The sequence below is a fragment of the Leifsonia sp. Soil_N53 genome, from assembly GCF_057655165.1.
Genome location: NZ_JBDGMM010000057.1, coordinates 60,329 through 76,978, shown reverse-complemented (window position 1 = coordinate 76,978; position 16,650 = coordinate 60,329). Strand labels below are relative to the sequence as shown.

Sequence of the window (16,650 nt, the reverse complement as noted above, 5' to 3'; positions counted from 1 at the left end):
ATGGGACGGGCGCACTGATGGCGCCGGCCCCGGTGGAGCTGGCCGGCGGCCCTGTGGTGCTCTCGGCGCCCGTGGCGGCGGACGTCGACCGGATCGCGGAGTTCTGCCGCGATCCGGAGGTCGCCGCGTGGACCACCGTGCCGTCGCCCTACGGGCACGCGGACGCGGTGCGGTTCGTGACCGGTACCGTTCCGGACGGCTGGGCCGGCGGGCACGAGTGCGTCTGGGCCGTCCGCGACGCGACCACGGGCCTGCTGCACGGAGTCATCGGGCTGCACCACATCCACGACGGCGAGGGCGAGATCGGCTTCTGGCTGTCCGCCGGCGCACGCGGCCGCGGCTGGATGGCGACCGCCGTCGGCCTGGTGCTCGACTACGCGTTCGACGGCGCGACAGGGCTCGGTCTGCAGCGGGTGGTGTGGCACGCGTACGCCGGCAATGCGGCGAGCGCGGCCGTCGCCCGCCGGGCCGGCTTCCGCTGGGAGGGCGTCGCCCGGCTCGGCGCACCACACCGGGGCGTGCGGCGCGACGACTGGCAGGCAGCGCTCCTGGCGGACGACCCGCGCTCGCCCGTGGCCGATTGGCCGGCCTTCACCTTCGTGCAGGGGGCGGAGTGACCGCTCCCCGCGTGGTGCTCTTCGACCTGGACGACACCCTGTTCGCGCACCGGGCCGCGGTGTCGGTGGGCATCCAGCGCTACGCCGACCAGCTCGGCGAGCCCTACGGTGCTATCGACGCCGTCGACCTGAACGCGCTCTGGCACGACCTGGAGGAGGAGCACTACCACTCCTACCTCGCCGGCCGGCTCGACTTCGAGGGACAGCGCCAGGCGCGGGCGCGCGACTTCGCGGGCCGGCACGGCGTCGAGCTGAACGACGCCGAGGCCAGCGCCTGGTTCGCGGACTACTTCGAGCACTACGCGCCGCCTGGTCGCTGCACGACGACGCCCTCCCCTGCCTCGACGCGCTGGACGCCGCCATCCCCGGCGTGCGGTTCGGCCTCATCACCAACGGCGACCTGGCGTTCCAGCGCCGCAAGGTGGAGGCCGTGGGCCTCGACACGCGGATGGAGCACCTGATCGCATCCGGCGAGGTCGGGGTCGCGAAGCCCGACGCGCGCATCTTCGGGCACGCGTGCGAGGTGTTCGGGGTGCGGCCGTCGCACGCCGCCTACGTCGGCGACCGCCTGCGGACCGACGCGATCGGCGCGGCGCGGGCCGGACTGACCGGGGTGTGGCTGAACCGGCGCGGGGACGTGCCGACGGCGGAGGACGCGGCCGAGGCGGCCGAGGTCGGCGTCATCGAGCTGAGCTCGCTTGGCGCTCTGCCGCGAGCACTGGCGCCCCGTACCTAGTTGCCCTTCGTGCAGGTCTGCTGCGCGGCAGTCTGGCCCGTGACGTTCGACGGGAGGCTGACGGCCGACGAGGTCGGGGCCGGAGTGCTTCCGGCCGCACTCGACGTCGCGCCGGGCGCCGGCGTCGCCGCCGTGGTGGGCGCCGGCGACGGCGTCGGGGTCGCGGCCTCCGTCCCGTTCCCGGTCGTGCCGGTGAGCTGCACCGGGGTGTCGGTCGACAGCGCCTGCTTCAGCGCGTCGACCCCCGTGGGCTCCGGCACGACGCGGTTGATGTTCTCCGGGTCCGTCATCGACGGGTACTGGAGGAAGACGAAGTCGCTCAGCGACACGCTCTTGAGCGCGAGAGCGATCGAGACCAGGGTCGTCGGCGAGGCCAGCGTGTCCGAGAGGGTGAGGTTGGAGGTCGCGGCCTTCGCCAGCGTGAACAGCGTGAGCGGATTGCTCAGGACTCCCGCACTCGAGACCTTGCGCAGCAGCGCCGAGAGGAAGAGCTGCTGGTTGCTGATCCGGCCGAGGTCGCTGCCGTCGCCGACGCCGTGACGGCTGCGGACGAACGCCAGGGCCTGGGCGCCGACCAGGGTCTGCTGGCCCGCCGGCAGGTCCAGGCCGACGTACGGATCCGTGAGCGGGGTCGCCAGACAGACGGTGACGCCGCCGACGGCGTCGGACATCGCCGAGACGCCGTCGAAGCTGATCTCGGCGGCGTACGGGATGGTCAGCCCGGTGAGCGCCTCCGCCGTCAGGACGACGCACGACAGGCCGCCGGTCGACAGCGTGGTGTTGAACTGGGCGTTCGACTGCGCGTACGTCGATCCGCCGCCCGACGTCGGGCAGGACGGGATCGGCACCATCAGGTCGCGCGGGATGCTGATCACCGTCGCGTGCTGGTGGTCCGCCGACAGGTGCAGGATCATCGTCACGTCGTTGTTGCCGGCGCCCGAGCTCCCCGCCAGCTCCTGCGCGGTGGAGAACTGGCCGCCCTGGCCGGTGCGGGTGTCGGTGCCGGCGAGCAGGATGTTGACCTCGCCCGACTCCGCGCCGACGGTGGGCACGCTCACCGGCTTGCCCGCGGCGGAGACCAGGTGGATGGCCGGCTTCAGGGAGCGGACGGTGTCCTGCACGGCGTAGGCGGCGACCGCCCCGGCCGAGACGACCGCCACGGCGACGATGGCGGCGAGCAGGCGCGCGACGGGTCCTCGGGCGCGGCGCACCGGGAGACGGCCGTGCCGTACCGGGAGCGGTCGCCCGACCGCGGAATGCCTCATCCTTCGACGCTAGGGGAGCAAACTGCGGGAAACCTTTCCCGCGGATGAAGAACCTGCAAGGATCCACACGCGCGCGAGCGCCGCCCGGCGGGAGCCGGACGGCGCTCGGTGGTGCGGTTCGAGACCTACTTCACGTCGTCGTCGACCCAGTCGAACGTCTTCGTGACGGCCTTCTTCCACAGGCGGAGCTGGCGGTCGCGCTCCGCGGCCTCCATCTTCGGCTCCCAGCGGCTGTCCTCCTGCCAGTTCTTGCGCAGGTCGTCGAGGTCGCTCCAGAAGCCGACGGCGAGGCCGGCGGCGTACGCGGCGCCGAGGGCGGTGGTCTCCGCGACGACGGGGCGCACCACCGGCACGCCGAGGATGTCGGCCTGGAACTGCATGAGGGTGTTATTGGCGATCATGCCGCCGTCCACCTTCAGCTCTTGCAGGTCGACGCCGGAGTCGGCGTTGACCGCGTCGAGCACCTCGCGGGTCTGGAAGGCGGTGGCCTCCAGGACGGCGCGGGCGATGTGGCCCTTGTTGACGTACCGGGTGAGCCCGACGAGGGCGCCGCGTGCGTCCGAACGCCAGTACGGCGCGAACAGGCCGGAGAACGCCGGCACGAAGTAGGCGCCTCCGTTGTCCTCCACGGTCTTCGCCAGGTCCTCGATCTCGGGGGCGCTGGAGATGATGCCGAGGTTGTCGCGCAGCCACTGCACCAGGGAGCCGGTGACCGCGATCGAGCCCTCCAGGGCGTAGTGCGGCTTGTCGTCGCCCAGCTTGTAGCCGAGCGTCGTCAGGAGGCCGTTCTTGGAGTGGACGATCTCCTCACCCGTGTTGAAGATGAGGAAGTTGCCGGTGCCGTAGGTGTTCTTGGACTCGCCCGGATCGAACGCCGCCTGGCCGAACGTGGCCGCCTGCTGGTCGCCGAGGATGCCCGCGACGGGCACTTCGCGCAGCAGGCTGGACGACTCCACGGCGCCGTAGACCTCGGAGGAGGACTTGATCGCCGGGAGCATGGACTTCGGCACGCCGAACACCTCGAGGATGTCGTCGCGCCAGGTCAGGGTCTCCAGGTCCATGAACATGGTGCGGGAGGCGTTGGTCACGTCGGTGGCGTGCACACCGCCGTCCGGGCCGCCGGTCAGGTTCCAGAGCACCCAGGCGTCGGTGTTGCCGAACAGCAGGTCGCCGCGCTCGGCGCGCTCGCGCGCCCCCTCGACGTTCTCCAGGATCCAGGCGATCTTCGTGCCAGAGAAGTAGGTGGCCAGCGGGAGGCCGACGATCTGCTTGAACCGCTCGACACCGCCGTCGGCCGCGAGGCGGTCGACGATCGGCTGGGTGCGGGTGTCCTGCCAGACGATCGCGTTGTAGACCGGCTCTCCGGTGTTCTTGTCCCACACCACCGCGGTCTCGCGCTGGTTCGTGATGCCCACCGCCGCGATGTCGTGACGGGTCAGGTCTGCCTTCGACAGGGCCTGGCCGATCACCTCGCGGGTGTTGTTCCAGATCTCGACCGGGTTGTGCTCGACCCAACCCGCCTTCGGGAAGATCTGCTCGTGCTCCAGCTGTCCGCTCGACACGATCGACCCGGACTTGTCGAAGATGATCGCCCGAGTGCTGGTCGTGCCCTGGTCGATAGCGACGACGTAGTCGGCCATAGGTAACTCCTTTGTTTTGGGGGTGGGACTGAAGAGGGCCGGTCGGGGTCTCCCCCGGCCGGCCCCCGGGTGTTACTTGGTGAGGATCGGGAGCAGCAGCAGTGCGAGCCAGCCGGCGATCAGACCACCGATGATCGGTCCGACGATCGGGACCCACGAGTAGGACCAGTCGCTGGATCCCTTGCCCTTGATGGGCAGGACGGCGTGCGCGATGCGCGGCCCGAGGTCACGTGCCGGGTTGATCGCGTAACCGGTCGGACCACCGAGGCTGGCGCCGATGCCGACCACCAGGAGGGCGACGGGCAGTGCGCCGAGGGCGGCGAGGCCGGCCGCTTGACCGGGCTGGTGGCCGAAGGCGATCACGACGAACACCAGGACGAAGGTGCCGATGATCTCGGTGACCAGGTTCCAGCCGTAGCTGCGGATCGCCGGGCCGGTGGAGAACACGCCGAGCTTGTTGCCCGGGTCCGGCTCCTCGTCGAAGTGCTTCTTGTACGCCAGGAACGTCAGCACGGCGCCGATGAAGGCGCCGATGAGCTGAGCCACGATGTACAACAGCACCGTCACGAAGTTGACCGGCACGAGCGTATGTGCAGCTGCGCTTCCGAACGCCTTGGCGCCGTTGGCGACCAGACCGAGCGTCACCGCGGGGTTCAGGTGCGCGCCCGAGTTGTAGGCGACGACGACACCCGAGAAGACCGCGATGCCCCAGCCGAAGTTCACCATCAGGAACCCGCCGTTGAAGCCCTTGTTCTTGATGAGGGCGACGTTCGCGACGACACCGGTACCGAGAAGCACCAGCATTGCCGTTCCGCACAACTCTGACAGGAAATCAATACCGATATTGTCCACGTTGACCTTCCAGTTTGTTCAGTTGACCCGCACCCTGTCGTGCGATGGTGTGGCTCTCACCAGGGCGGGTCTCTGAACGCTATTGCGGTCTGGTCCGCCCGGGCAAGGACCGTTCTATGCACGTTCGTGCATTATCGGAGCGCTGCGGCTTCGCTCCCGTCCCCCGACGCCAGGTTCACCCGGTGGGCGGCTGCCAGTTCCGCTTGGAACGCATCTTCCTCCTCCAGACGACGATTTGGCGACCATCCGAGGGCGTTTGCGACGATTTCGCCGACCTCGTTCACCAGTGGGAGGGAGATCGAGCCGGTGAACGCGAGGCTCGTGCGCCGCAGGAACACGTCGGAGAGGTGCGCGACGCGCTCGGTGCGGACGACGTGGTCGAGCTCGGCGCGGGAGTAGTCGGGCGCGACGGCGAGCGGTGCGTCGTCGCCCTCCCAGCCGGTGATCGCATCGATGACCGCCGCCGCCTTGGTGCCGTAGCGGTGCAGCAGCACGCTCGCCCGGGCGGCTCCCACGTCGGCGCCGTAGCGGGCGATCCAGTCGCGCTCCGCCTGCGGGGTCGTCGGGAATCCCGCGCCGCCGCCGATCGGGAGGCCGAGCGTGCTGACCGTGCGGGTCATGCCCAGCGCCGCCAGGGTCTCGTTCGCGAGGTGCTCGCTGAGCGCCCTGAAGGTCGTCCACTTGCCGCCGACGAGGCTCAGCACGGTGGTGTCGCCGAGGCCGGCGATCGTGCCGGGCACGATCCGGTAGTCGCGGGAGACGAAGCCGGGCGCGGTGTCGTCGTGGTGCGGCAGCGGGCGCACCCCCGAGAAGCTGTAGACGATCTGTTCGCGGGTCACCGGGATCGTTGGGAAAACGTGCGAGACCAGCTCGATGAAGTAGTCGATCTCCTCCTCGGTGCACACCGCGGGGACGGACATGTCGGCCTCGAGGTCGGTCGTGCCGACCATGACCTTGCCCTTCAGCGGGTAGATGAGGACGATGCGGCCGTCGTTGTTCTCGAAGAAGATCTCGCGGCCGTCGCACGCCGCGAGCAGCTCCGGGTTGTCGAGGACGATGTGCGAGCCCTTGGTGCCGCCCATGAACTCCGTGGCCCGGCCGAGGGCCGCATTGGTGAGATCCGTCCATGGCCCGGAGGCGTTGACGACGACGTCCGCGCTGATCGCGAACTCCTCGCCGGTCTCCCGGTCGCGCACGAGGACGCCGCCGTCGCGGGCGCCGACGGCCTCCAGGTAGTTCGCCGCACGGGCGTTCGGGCCGGCCGCGAGCCCGTCGGCGAGGACGTCGAGGGCGAGCCGCTCGGGGTCGTGCACCGAGGCGTCGAAGTAGGTGGCAGTGTACTTGAGGCCCGGGTTGAGCTTCGGGAGGGCCGCGAGCGACGCGCGCCGGCCGTGGAAGCTGTGCCGCGGCACGCTGCCGCCCTCGCGCGAGAACGTGTCATAGATCGTCAGGCCGGTCTTGATCAGGAAGGCGCCGCGCTCCTTCGGCTTGCCCTGCTTGTGGGTGAGGAACCGCAGCGGCGCGGCGAGGATGCCGGAGAAGGTGGAGTAGATCGGGATGGTCGTCTGCAGCGGCTTGACGTAGTGCGGCGCGATCTTCAGCAGGCCGTTGCGCTCGGTCACCGACTCCTTCACGAGCCGGAACTCGCCGTTCTCCAGGTAGCGGATGCCGCCGTGGATCATGTGACTGGAGGCCGCGGAGGCGCCGGACACGAAGTCGTTGCGCTCCACGAGCACGACGTCGACGCCCTGCAGGGCGAGGTCGCGGAAGGTGCCGAGTCCGTTGATACCGCCGCCGACGATGACGACCTGCGCGTGCGGGCGGTCGCGGAGCTGCTGGATCTCGGGGCGGGCATTCGGATTGGTCGTCACGTCTGACTCCTGGGTGCTTCTACTGATCTGCAATGGGTGCGGCTATAGTCTTCGGTGTCGGCACAACTTCGATCAAGGCTGATGCACATACGTGCAGCGCCATCCCGACCCGACAGCACGACAGGCTGCACCCACCCGAACCAGAAGGCGGTCCCCGAATGTCCGCACCCGAGACCCAGAACCTCCCCGAGAAGGTCCGCGACGCCCTCAAGGCGGGGCATCTCTACTACATGCAGGACCTCACGATGGAAGCCATCGCGCACGAGATGCACACCTCGCGGTCCAGCGTCTCCCGGCTCCTCTCCTATGCGCGCGCGTCCGGACTCGTCACGATCCAGATCGCCCAGCCGCACGAGGCCGCCACCCGCGTCCAGCAGGAGCTGCACTCCCGGTACGGCATCGGAGCGCACATCGTCCCGATGCCGAGCGCCATCAGCGACGTGGACCGCCTGGAGCGCGTCGCCATCTCCGCTGCACGGATTCTCGACCGCTTCATCGACTCCAACACCACCGTCGGGGTCGCGTGGGGGTCGACGATGAGCGCGCTGAGCAGGCACCTCATCCCGAAGGATCTGCACAATGTGGAATTCGTGCAGCTGAACGGCGCGGGCAACACCTACACGACGGGCGTGCTCTACGCCTCGGAGATCCTGCGCCGGTTCGGCGACACCTACTCCGGGACGATCCAGGAGTTCCCGGTGCCCGCGCTGTTCGACGACCCGCAGACCAAGCAGGCGATGTGGCGGGAGCGCAGCACCCGGCGCATCCTCGACATCCAGGAGCGCATGGACGTCGCGCTGTTCGGCCTGGGCTCCCCGTTCTCCGAGGTGCGCTCGCACGTCTACGCCGGCGGCTACCTCGACGCGGACGACTACGCGTCGCTGGACGCCTCCGGGGTCGTCGGCGATGTCGCGACCGTGTTCTTCCGCGAGGACGGCAGCCACCACGGCATCCCGCTGAACGAACGGGCCAGCGGGCCGGACATCGACCTCATCAAGCGCGTGCCGCGGCGCGTGTGCATCGTCTCGGGGCCGTCGAAGGCGCACAGCCTCCGCGGCGCCCTGGCCGCCGGCCTGATCACCGACCTGATCGTGGACGAGGGGACGGCGCGGGCGCTGGCGGATCTGTCGGAGCCGACCGGGGACGTCGAGCACGTCGCAGCCTGACGTCACACTGCGGCGGGAATAGTCCCGCCGCGGGGGCGTTGATCTAGACTCGACAGCAGAAGAACGTGCTCCGGGGTCGGTGAAAGTCCGAACCGGCGGTGACAGTCCGCGAGCGGGAGGCCCACAGCCCCCTGCCGAGCCGGTGGAATTCCGGCACCGACGGTAATGCGTGCAGGCGACAGCCTGGGCGCTCAGTCCGGATGGGAGGCGCACGTCGGCGGTCGGTGACGACCGCCGCACACGCGAGCTTTCCGCTCCAGCGACCCCGGCACCACGTCTCGACGGCAACGAGAGACAGGACGACGCCCGGATGACCCGGACTGGAGATTGGGAAGCGGCGATGCACACCGCGCTGCGGCTCGCCGAAGGCGGCCCGGCCACCGGCGTGAACCCGCGGGTCGGCTGCGTGATCGTCGATGACGAAGGACGCACCATCGCGGAGGGCTTCCACCGCGGCGCCGGAACGGCGCACGCCGAGGTCGACGCACTGAGCAGCCTCCCCGAGGGCGGCGCCCGCGGTGCGACGGCGGTCGTGACGCTCGAGCCCTGCAACCACTGGGGCCTCACCGGGCCGTGCTCGGAGGCGCTGATCGCCGCCGGCGTCGCGCGCGTGGTCTACGCGGTCGGCGATCCGGGCCGGCACTCCAGGGGCGGCGCCGAGCGCCTCCGGGAGGCCGGCGTCGAGGTCGTCGGCGGCGTGCTCGCCGACGACGCGGAGAACTTCCTCGGCGACTGGCTGACGGCCGCGCGCCTCGGCCGTCCGCACATCACGGTCAAGTGGGCCAGCACCCTCGACGGCCGCACCGCCGCCGCGGACGGAACCAGCCGGTGGATCACCGGCGCCGCGGCCCGGCAGCGCGTGCACGAGCAGCGGGAGGCCTCCGACGCGATCGTCGTCGGCACCGGCACCGTCCTGGCCGACGACCCGAGCCTGACCGCGCGCGGAGACGCCGGCGAGCTCCTCTCGCGCCAGCCGACTCCGGTCGTGATCGGCACGCGCGCCGTGCCCAACGACGCCGCCGTGTTCCGTCACCCGAACCCGGTGATCTTCGAGGGCACCCACGACCTGCACGAGGTCGTCGCCGACCTGCACCAGCGCGGCTTCCGCCGGGTCTACGTGGAGGGCGGCCCGACCCTCGCGAGCGCGTTCGTCGCCGCGGGGCTCGTGGACGAGTACGCCATCTACCTCGCGCCGTCGCTCCTCGGCGGCGCGAAGCTCGCTCTCGGCGACATCGGAGTCGAGACCATCGCCGATCGGCGCAAGCTGCGCATCCTCGACGTCGAACGACTCGGCGTCGACCTCTACCTGCGGGCCGTGCCCGTCCCGACCAGCCCCCAGGAGGCCTGAGCGTGTTCACCGGAATCATCGAAGAGCTGGGCGAGGTCACGGCCGTCGAGCGCGCCGCCGACGCCCTGCGGCTCACCGTCCGCGGCCCGCTCGCCGTCAGCGACGCACGGCACGGCGACTCGATCTCGGTCAGCGGCGTCTGCCTGACCGTGATCGGCCAGGACGCCGAGACGTTCACGGCCGACGTCATGGCGGAGACGCTCGCGATGAGCACGCTCGACGATGTCGCCCCGGGCCGGAGGGTGAACCTGGAGCGGGCCGCGCAGGTCGGCGACCGCCTCGGCGGCCACATCGTCCAGGGCCACATCGACGGCACCGCCACCGTGCTCTCTGTCGAGGACGGCAGCGCCTGGCGCGTCGTCCGGCTCAGCCTCGACCCCGCGCACGCGCCGCTCGTGGCCCGCAAGGGCTCCATCGCCATCGACGGCGTCTCCCTCACGGTGAGCGATGTCGGCGGCGGCCGTGCGGACGGCTGGTTCGAGGTCTCGCTCATCCCCGAGACCCTCGCCGCCACCACGCTCGGCGACCGCCGCCCCGGCGACCGCGTGAACATCGAGACCGACATCCTCGCCCGGCACGTCGAGCGCATGCTCGCGCTGGAGCCCGGCCTCGCCACCCGATTCGAAGCCACCGACACCGACACCGACACCGAGACCGACTCAGCGACGCTGACAGAACGGAGTGCGTCATGACACTCGCCACCATCCCCGAGGCCCTCACCGAGCTGCGCGCCGGCCGACCCGTCATCGTGGTCGACAACGAGAGCCGCGAGAACGAGGGCGACGTCGTGATCGCCGCCGAGCTGGCCAGCCAGGAGTGGATCGCCTGGACGGTCAAGCACTCCTCCGGCTTCATCTGCGCGCCGATGACGAACGAGATCGCCGACCGCCTGGAGCTGCCGGTGATGGTCGTCAACAACGAGGACCCGCGCGGCACCAACTACACGGTGAGCGTCGACGCCGCCAACCGGCTCTCCACCGGGATCAGCGCCGCCGACCGCGCGCACACGCTGCGGGTGCTCGCGGACGCCGAGTCCACGCCCTCGAGCCTGCACCGGCCCGGCCACATCATGCCGCTGCGCGCGGTGGACGGCGGCGTGCGCGAGCGCGACGGCCACACCGAGGCGTCGGTCGACCTCCTGCAGCTCGCCGGCCTGACCCCGGTCGCCGCGATCTCGGAGATCGTCGCGGACGACGGCGAGATGATGCGGCTCCCCGGCCTGCTGGAGCTCGGCGAGCGCGAAGGCGTCGTCGTGGTCACGATCGAGGCGCTCATCGCCTACCTGCAGGAGTTCCACTGCGACCAGAAGCTCACCTCCCCGACGCCGATCCCCGAGTCGTCGCGCGTGATCTTCGAGGTCGAGACGACGGTGCCCACCACCAACGGCACGTTCCGGATGCGCGCCTACCGCGACCGGATGACCGGCGCGGACCACGTCGCGATCGTCTCCGGCACGCCCGCGGCCGACGGCACCCTCGTCCGGGTGCACTCGGAGTGCCTGACCGGCGAAGCGTTCGGCTCGCTCAAGTGCGAGTGCGGCCCGCAGCTCGACGCGGCGCTCGCGACCATCCAGCGGGAGGGCGGGGTGGTCGTCTACCTGCGCGGCCACGAGGGCCGCGGCATCGGCCTCATCAACAAGCTGCGCGCCTACAAGCTGCAGGAGGACGGCCTGGACACGCTCGACGCCAACCTCGCCCTGGGCCTGCCGATCGACGCCCGCGACTACGGCGCGGCGACGGCGATCCTGCAGGACCTCGGCATCGAGTCGGTGCGCCTGCTGACCAACAACCCGGAGAAGGTGCGTCAGCTCGAGGAGCACGGCATCGACGTCGCGGAGCGGGTGCCGCTCGTCGTCGGCGTCGGCGTGTTCAACGAGGGCTACCTGGAGACCAAGCGCGACCGCATGGGTCACGTGATCGACGAGATCGAATCCGATGAAGAAGCCGCCGTCGCGGCGGAGAGGACAGCACGATGAGCGGAGCCGGAGCGCCGAACGCGACCGAGGCCATCGACGGGAGCGGCCTGAAGGTCGTCATCGTCGCGGGCACCTGGCACGAGCAGATCACCGACGGGCTCATCGCGGGCGCGACCAGGACCCTGGAGGCCTCAGGCGCGGACTACTCGCTCGTGCGCGTCCCGGGCAGCTTCGAGCTCCCCGTCGTCAGCAAGGCGGCGCTGGAGTCCGGCGCGGACGCCGTGGTGGCGCTGGGCGTGATCATCCGCGGCGGGACCCCGCACTTCGAGTACGTCTCGTCTGCGGCCACCGACGGTCTCACCCGCGTCGCCCTCGACACCGGCAAGCCGGTCGGATTCGGCGTGCTCACGCTCGACGACGAGGCGCAGGGCATCGACCGCGCGGGCCTCCCCGGTTCGAAGGAGGACAAGGGCGAGGAGGCGGCCCACGCCGCCCTCGTGACCGCGATCGCGCTGCGGGAGCTGCGCGAGCAGCAGGAGCTGCGCGGCTAGGCGCCGGCTACGGCTTCCAGACCATCAGCACGACCACGGCGACGAGCAGCAGGCTGGCCACGCCGGAGCCCGCTGCGATCGCCGGGTACTTCGAGGCCTCCCCTGCGCGGATCGCCTCCCCCGCACGGCGCATGGTCGGAACGACGAGGAACAGGGTCAGCCCGAGGGCGATCACGTAGAGGATGATCGACCAGAGGATCCACGGCGTCAGGATGCTCAGGTCGTACTTCTTGTCGGCGAGCCCCATCACGCCGAAGCCGAAGAAGACCACGAGCAGCGACAGCAGCGAGATGAGGTTCGTCGACTTGGCGAGCACCTCCACCTGGCCCGCGTTGCCCACACGCACGGCACGCATCGCGGTCATCGGCAGGATGGCCATCGGCCCCACGATGAAGACGGCGGACACGACATGCAGGACGGCGAAGAGGGTTTCCATGGGATCAGCCTAGCGAGCGCCCCGATTCGGCCGGGCCGCTCGAGCGGCATAGGGTGAAAAGGGCGCCACAAGCGCCCGTCCATCCCTCACCGCCCGCGCGACGCCCGACCGACGCCCACGCTTCGCGGCTGTTCGTCACGTCACCGGAAGTACTGCACGCATGTCCACGACGGCCTCCGTCACCCCTCCCGCCACCGCCAACACACGCGGTCGCGTCATCCTTGCCAGCCTCATCGGCACCTCCATCGAGTTCTACGACTTCTACGTCTACGCGACCGCGGCGGTGCTCGTCTTCCCCTCGCTGTTCTTCACCAGCGAGGACCCGACGGCCGCGCTGCTGTCGTCGTTCGCGGTGTTCGGCGTCGCGTTCATCGCCCGGCCCGTCGGCTCCATCCTGTTCGGCCACTTCGGCGACCGGATCGGCCGCAAGGGCACGCTCGTCGGCTCGCTGCTGACCATGGGCATCGCCACCGTCCTGATCGGCTGCCTGCCCACCGCGCAGGCGCCCGGCTGGGAGTTCTGGGCGCCCTTCCTGCTCGTCGTGATGCGGTTCTGCCAGGGCCTCGGACTGGGCGGCGAGTGGAGCGGCGCCGCGCTGCTCGCCACCGAGAACGCGCCGGCGGGCAAGCGCGCCATCTACGGGACGTTCCCCCAGCTCGGCGCGCCGATCGGCTTCATCGTCGCGAACCTGCTGTTCCTGGTGCTCAGCCTCAGCATCGACGCCGAGCAGTTCGCCGCGTGGGGCTGGCGCGTCCCGTTCCTGCTGAGCGCGGTGCTCGTCATCGTCGGGCTGTACGTGCGACTGAAGCTGGTCGAGACGCCGGCGTTCCAGAAGGTCGTCGACACCGGCGAGGTGGCGAAGCTCCCGCTCGCGCGGGTGTTCCGGACGAGCTGGCGGCAGATCGTGCTCGGCACGTTCATCATGCTGGCCACCTACGTGCTGTTCTATCTGATGACGGCCTTCACGCTGACGTACGGGACGACCGCCGCGACGCCGCAGGCCGCCCAGGCCGCCGCCGAGAAGGCCGGCAAGACCTTCTCGGCCGCCGGGTTCGTGCCGGGGCTCGGCTACGCCCGCAACGACTTCCTGGTCATGCTGATCATCGGCGTGGTGTTCTTCGGTGTCTTCACGCTCGTCGCCGGCCCCCTTGCCGAGCGCTTCGGCCGCCGCAAGACGCTGATCTGGGTGACCATCGGGATCATCCTCTTCGGCCTGCTGTTCGTGCCGCTGTTCGCGGGCGGCACCATCGGAACGATGGCCCTGCTGATCGTGGGCTTCACGCTCATGGGGCTGACCTTCGGCCCGATGGGCGCGGAGCTGCCCGAGCTGTTCCCGACGAACGTCCGGTACACCGGCTCCGCCATCGCGTACAACCTGTCCAGCGTGCTGGGCGCCGCGGTCGCGCCCACCATCGCGGTGTGGCTGTGGACGATCGGCGGCGGCAGCACGGTCTGGGTGGGGGTCTACCTCTCCGGGGCGGGCGTGCTGACGCTCATCGCGCTGCTGCTCTCCAAGGAGACGCGCGACATCGACTTCACCGACAACGTGAGCTGACCCTCCCCAGGTCCATCGAGGGGCACGTTGTCGTCACTTCTCGCCCGCGAAAGTGTGACAACGACGTGTCCCCTCGCGCGTCGTCAGTCGAGGAAGAGGGCGCGGAGGCGGCGGGTGGTGAGGATCAGGCCGAGCGCGATCATCACGGCGAAGTACAGCACGTGCCACAGCATCCCCGGGTCGACGGCGCCCGTCGTGAGCCCGCGGACCAGCTCCACGCCGTGCCACAGCGGGAGAGCCATGATGATCGACTGGATCCAGCCCGGGTAGACCGTGATCGGGTAGAACGTCGCCGACAGCAGGAACATCGGCAGCAGGATGAAGTTGACCCAGTCCATCTGCTGGAATGTCTTCATGTAGCTCGTGACGCCCATCCCGAAGCTGGCGAAGCCGAACGCGATCAGCAGCACGGCGGGGAGGGCGAGCAGCGCCCACCAGGACAGGTTGAGGCCGAGCACCTGCATCACGATCATGAAGCCGACCGCGTAGAGGGCCCCGCGCAGCAGCGCGAGCAGGATCTCCCCGAGCGCGACGTCGAGCGGACCGAGGGAGGTCGACAGCATCCCCTCGTACAGCTTGGCGAAGTGCATCTTGAAGAACACGTTCCAGGTGGAGTCGTACACCGCACCGTTCATCGCCGCCGTCGCCAGCAGCGCCGGCGCGATGAAGGCGGCGTACGGCACCTGCTCGCCCCCGGCGGTGGTGACGTCGCCGACCAGCCGGCCGAACCCGATGCCGAGCGAGAGCAGGTAGAAGATCGGCTCGAAGAAGCCGGAGACGATGACCAGCCAGTTCGTGCTGCGGGTGGCCGACCAGCCGCGCTGCATCACCGACCGGGCGTTGCCGGCGTAGAGCGCGCGCAGCGGCCGCGACCGCGACGCGGCGTCGACGAGGGGATCGCGCGTGGTGGTCACTTGTTCAGCCTCCGCCCGGCGATCCGGCGCGCCCACATCCAGAACACGACGAACAGCGCGACGAGGTAGACGACATGCACGAGGGTGAGCCAGAGCGGCTCCGCGTAGCCATAGGCGAAGACGCGCGCCAGCTCGGTGGAGTGCCAGAGCGGCGAGATCCAGCCGATCCACTGCAGGTAGACCGGCATCGAGGCGAGCGGGAAGAACGTGCCGGAGAACAACGTCATCGGCAGCAGGACGAACCGCATCAACATCGCGATCTGACCCGTGTCCTGCTCGAGCGTCGCGACGTACGCCATGACCGGAGCGCCGAACGCCAGGCCGCCGAGCGTCGCGACCAGGATGGCTACCCAGCCCCACGGGCTCGGCACCGCCCCGAACAGCAGCATGAAGGCGTAGTAGACGACGCTCGTGCCGAACAGCCGCGCCACCACCGCGATGACGACGCCGTCGATGATCTGGCCGGGAGCGATGGGCGACGCGCTGATCCCGATGAAGGTGGGATTCCACTTGAACCCGAGCATGATCGGGTATGTGAACTCCTCGCTCGCGACCGTGACCGCGGCCGTGCAGAGGAGCGCCGGTGCGACGAACGCCAGGTAGCTGACGCCGTTCACCGCGCTCGGCCCGAGGTTGGCGCTGACCAGGCTCCCGAGCCCGACGCCCATCGCGAAGAGGTAGAGGAACGGGTTGCCGAAGCCGGTGACCAGCAGGGTCTGCAGGTACGAGCGCATCACCCGGAAGCGGTGCTCGGCGACGTACCACGCCCCGAACCGGCGCGGCCGACCGGAGGCCGCGAGGGCGGCCCGGGCGCCCGCGTCCGTCGACGCCGTGCTCATTCGATCAGGCTCCGTCCGGTGAGCCGCAGGAAGACGTCCTCGAGGCTCGAACGGCGCACGAGGCTGGTGAGCGGGTGGAGGCCGCGCTCGGTCAGCCGGGCGAGCTCGGCCTCCCCGTCGTCGCTGTAGACCAGGATGCGGTCGGGCAGCACCTCCACGCGGTCGCCGATGCCGTCGAGCCGCGATGCGACCTCGGCGTTGCGGTCGGAGCCGAAGCGGACCTCCAGCACCTCGCGGGTGGAGTACTGGCGGATGAGGGCGGCCGGCGTGCCCTCGGCCATGATCGTTCCCTTGTCGACCACCACGAGCCGGTCGCAGAGCTGCTCGGCCTCGTCCATGTAGTGGGTCGTGAGCACGAGCGTCGTGCCCTGTTCCTTGAGCCGGAACAGGCGGTCCCAGAGGATGTGCCTGGCCTGCGGGTCGAGCCCGGTGGTCGGCTCGTCGAGCAGCAGGATGCGCGGGTCGTTGATCAGCGCACGCGCGATCGTCAGCCGCCGCTTCATGCCGCCGGAGAGGTCGTCGACCTTCGCCTTGGCCTTGTCCTCCAGCTGCGCGAACGCCAGCAGCTCGTCGGCCCGCTGCCGCACCCGCGCCGACGGGAGGCCGAAGTAGCGCCCGTAGACGATGAGGTTGTCGCGCACCCGCAGCTCGGTGTCGAGGTTGTCCGACTGCGGCACCACCCCGAGCTGCGAACGGATCTCCGGGCCGTACCGGTCGGGGTCGAGCCCGAGGATGCTCAGCTCGCCCGCCGTGCGGGTGGAGACCGCGCCGATCATCCGCATGGTCGTCGACTTGCCTGCGCCGTTGGGGCCGAGGAGCCCGAAGGACTCCCCCGCCTCGACCTCGAAGCTGATGCCGTCGACGGCGGGGAAGTCCTTGTACTTCTTGACCAGGTCGGCGGCGGTGATGACGGACGTCGGCATAGTTCAGCACTGTAGCCCGGAC

17 protein-coding genes and 1 riboswitch are annotated in these 16,650 nt (G+C 70.2%); of the genes, 9 read left to right on the top strand and 8 right to left on the bottom strand.

Annotation, left to right across the window (positions count from 1 at the left end):
• The first annotated feature begins 17 nt into the window (after positions 1–17).
• From AC3A3H_RS08650 to AC3A3H_RS08640, 3 genes are read left to right on the top strand one after another with little or no spacing between them, the layout of a single operon-like run.
• Entirely contained in the window at positions 18–617 is a 600-nt protein-coding gene (locus AC3A3H_RS08650; RefSeq protein ID WP_487614150.1) for a GNAT family N-acetyltransferase, read from the top strand.
• Entirely contained in the window at positions 614–1,078 is a 465-nt protein-coding gene (locus tag AC3A3H_RS08645) for an HAD family hydrolase (RefSeq protein ID WP_487614149.1), read from the top strand. The genes AC3A3H_RS08650 and AC3A3H_RS08645 overlap by 4 nt, the downstream gene beginning before the upstream one ends.
• Entirely contained in the window at positions 967–1,353 is a 387-nt protein-coding gene (locus AC3A3H_RS08640; protein ID WP_487614176.1) for an HAD family hydrolase, read from the top strand. The genes AC3A3H_RS08645 and AC3A3H_RS08640 overlap by 112 nt, the downstream gene beginning before the upstream one ends.
• Here AC3A3H_RS08640 and AC3A3H_RS08635 read toward each other — a convergent pair.
• From AC3A3H_RS08635 to AC3A3H_RS08620, 4 genes are all read right to left on the bottom strand, one after another.
• Entirely contained in the window at positions 1,350–2,618 is a 1,269-nt protein-coding gene (locus AC3A3H_RS08635) for an LCP family protein (protein WP_487614148.1), read from the bottom strand. The two genes, AC3A3H_RS08640 and AC3A3H_RS08635, sit on opposite strands and share 4 nt — an antisense overlap.
• A 125-nt stretch (positions 2,619–2,743) precedes the next feature.
• Positions 2,744–4,258, bottom strand: coding sequence for a glycerol kinase GlpK (gene glpK, locus AC3A3H_RS08630; protein ID WP_487614147.1), 1,515 nt, complete (start codon positions 4,256–4,258; stop codon positions 2,744–2,746).
• Between the two features lie 72 nt (positions 4,259–4,330).
• Complete coding sequence (locus AC3A3H_RS08625) at positions 4,331–5,110, bottom strand: MIP/aquaporin family protein (RefSeq protein WP_487614146.1); 780 nt, start codon at positions 5,108–5,110, stop codon at positions 4,331–4,333.
• 131 nt (positions 5,111–5,241) lie between these two features.
• Entirely contained in the window at positions 5,242–6,981 is a 1,740-nt protein-coding gene (locus tag AC3A3H_RS08620; protein WP_487614145.1) for a glycerol-3-phosphate dehydrogenase/oxidase, read from the bottom strand.
• 158 nt (positions 6,982–7,139) lie between these two features.
• On the opposite strand from AC3A3H_RS08620, the gene AC3A3H_RS08615 reads away from it, so the two are divergent.
• The 5 genes from AC3A3H_RS08615 (at position 7,140) to ribH (ending at position 11,961) form a co-directional block, all read left to right on the top strand.
• A complete protein-coding gene (locus tag AC3A3H_RS08615; protein WP_487614144.1) occupies positions 7,140–8,147 on the top strand; it encodes a sugar-binding transcriptional regulator in 1,008 nt (335 codons plus the stop codon).
• Between the two features lie 62 nt (positions 8,148–8,209).
• Positions 8,210–8,363: riboswitch (FMN riboswitch) on the top strand.
• A gap of 124 nt (positions 8,364–8,487) precedes the next feature.
• Positions 8,488–9,495 (top strand): bifunctional diaminohydroxyphosphoribosylaminopyrimidine deaminase/5-amino-6-(5-phosphoribosylamino)uracil reductase RibD, encoded by a 1,008-nt coding sequence (gene ribD, locus AC3A3H_RS08610; protein WP_487614143.1) that lies wholly within the window; start codon positions 8,488–8,490, stop codon positions 9,493–9,495.
• Between the two features lie 2 nt (positions 9,496–9,497).
• Positions 9,498–10,187 (top strand): riboflavin synthase, encoded by a 690-nt coding sequence (locus AC3A3H_RS08605; RefSeq protein WP_487614142.1) that lies wholly within the window; start codon positions 9,498–9,500, stop codon positions 10,185–10,187.
• Positions 10,184–11,470, top strand: coding sequence for a GTP cyclohydrolase II (ribA, locus tag AC3A3H_RS08600; protein WP_487614141.1), 1,287 nt, complete (start codon positions 10,184–10,186; stop codon positions 11,468–11,470). Before AC3A3H_RS08605 ends, ribA begins: the two co-directional genes overlap by 4 nt.
• Entirely contained in the window at positions 11,467–11,961 is a 495-nt protein-coding gene (ribH, locus tag AC3A3H_RS08595) for a 6,7-dimethyl-8-ribityllumazine synthase (RefSeq protein WP_487614140.1), read from the top strand. The genes ribA and ribH overlap by 4 nt, the downstream gene beginning before the upstream one ends.
• 7 nt (positions 11,962–11,968) lie before the next feature.
• Here the strand turns inward: ribH and AC3A3H_RS08590 are convergent, their stop codons facing one another.
• Complete coding sequence (locus AC3A3H_RS08590) at positions 11,969–12,397, bottom strand: DUF2269 family protein (protein ID WP_487614139.1); 429 nt, start codon at positions 12,395–12,397, stop codon at positions 11,969–11,971.
• Positions 12,398–12,557: 160 nt separating this feature from the next.
• Here AC3A3H_RS08590 and AC3A3H_RS08585 point away from each other — a divergent pair, with 160 nt between their 5' ends.
• On the top strand, positions 12,558–13,952 hold the full coding sequence (locus tag AC3A3H_RS08585; protein ID WP_487614138.1) for an MFS transporter: 1,395 nt from the start codon (positions 12,558–12,560) through the stop codon (positions 13,950–13,952).
• Positions 13,953–14,035: 83 nt separating this feature from the next.
• On the opposite strand, the gene AC3A3H_RS08580 is transcribed toward AC3A3H_RS08585, so the two are convergent.
• Genes AC3A3H_RS08580 through AC3A3H_RS08570 form a run of 3 tightly spaced genes read right to left on the bottom strand, consistent with a single transcriptional unit; the run spans position 14,036 to position 16,628 of the window.
• Complete coding sequence (locus AC3A3H_RS08580; RefSeq protein ID WP_487614137.1) at positions 14,036–14,866, bottom strand: ABC transporter permease; 831 nt, start codon at positions 14,864–14,866, stop codon at positions 14,036–14,038.
• Positions 14,863–15,705, bottom strand: a complete 843-nt coding sequence (locus AC3A3H_RS08575) for an ABC transporter permease (protein WP_487614136.1) — start codon at positions 15,703–15,705, stop codon at positions 14,863–14,865. The genes AC3A3H_RS08580 and AC3A3H_RS08575 overlap by 4 nt, the downstream gene beginning before the upstream one ends.
• The gene (locus AC3A3H_RS08570; protein WP_487614135.1) at positions 15,702–16,628 is read right to left on the bottom strand and encodes an ABC transporter ATP-binding protein; all 927 of its coding nucleotides are present in this window, start codon (positions 16,626–16,628) and stop codon (positions 15,702–15,704) included. The genes AC3A3H_RS08575 and AC3A3H_RS08570 overlap by 4 nt, the downstream gene beginning before the upstream one ends.
• Positions 16,629–16,650: the final 22 nt, after the last annotated feature.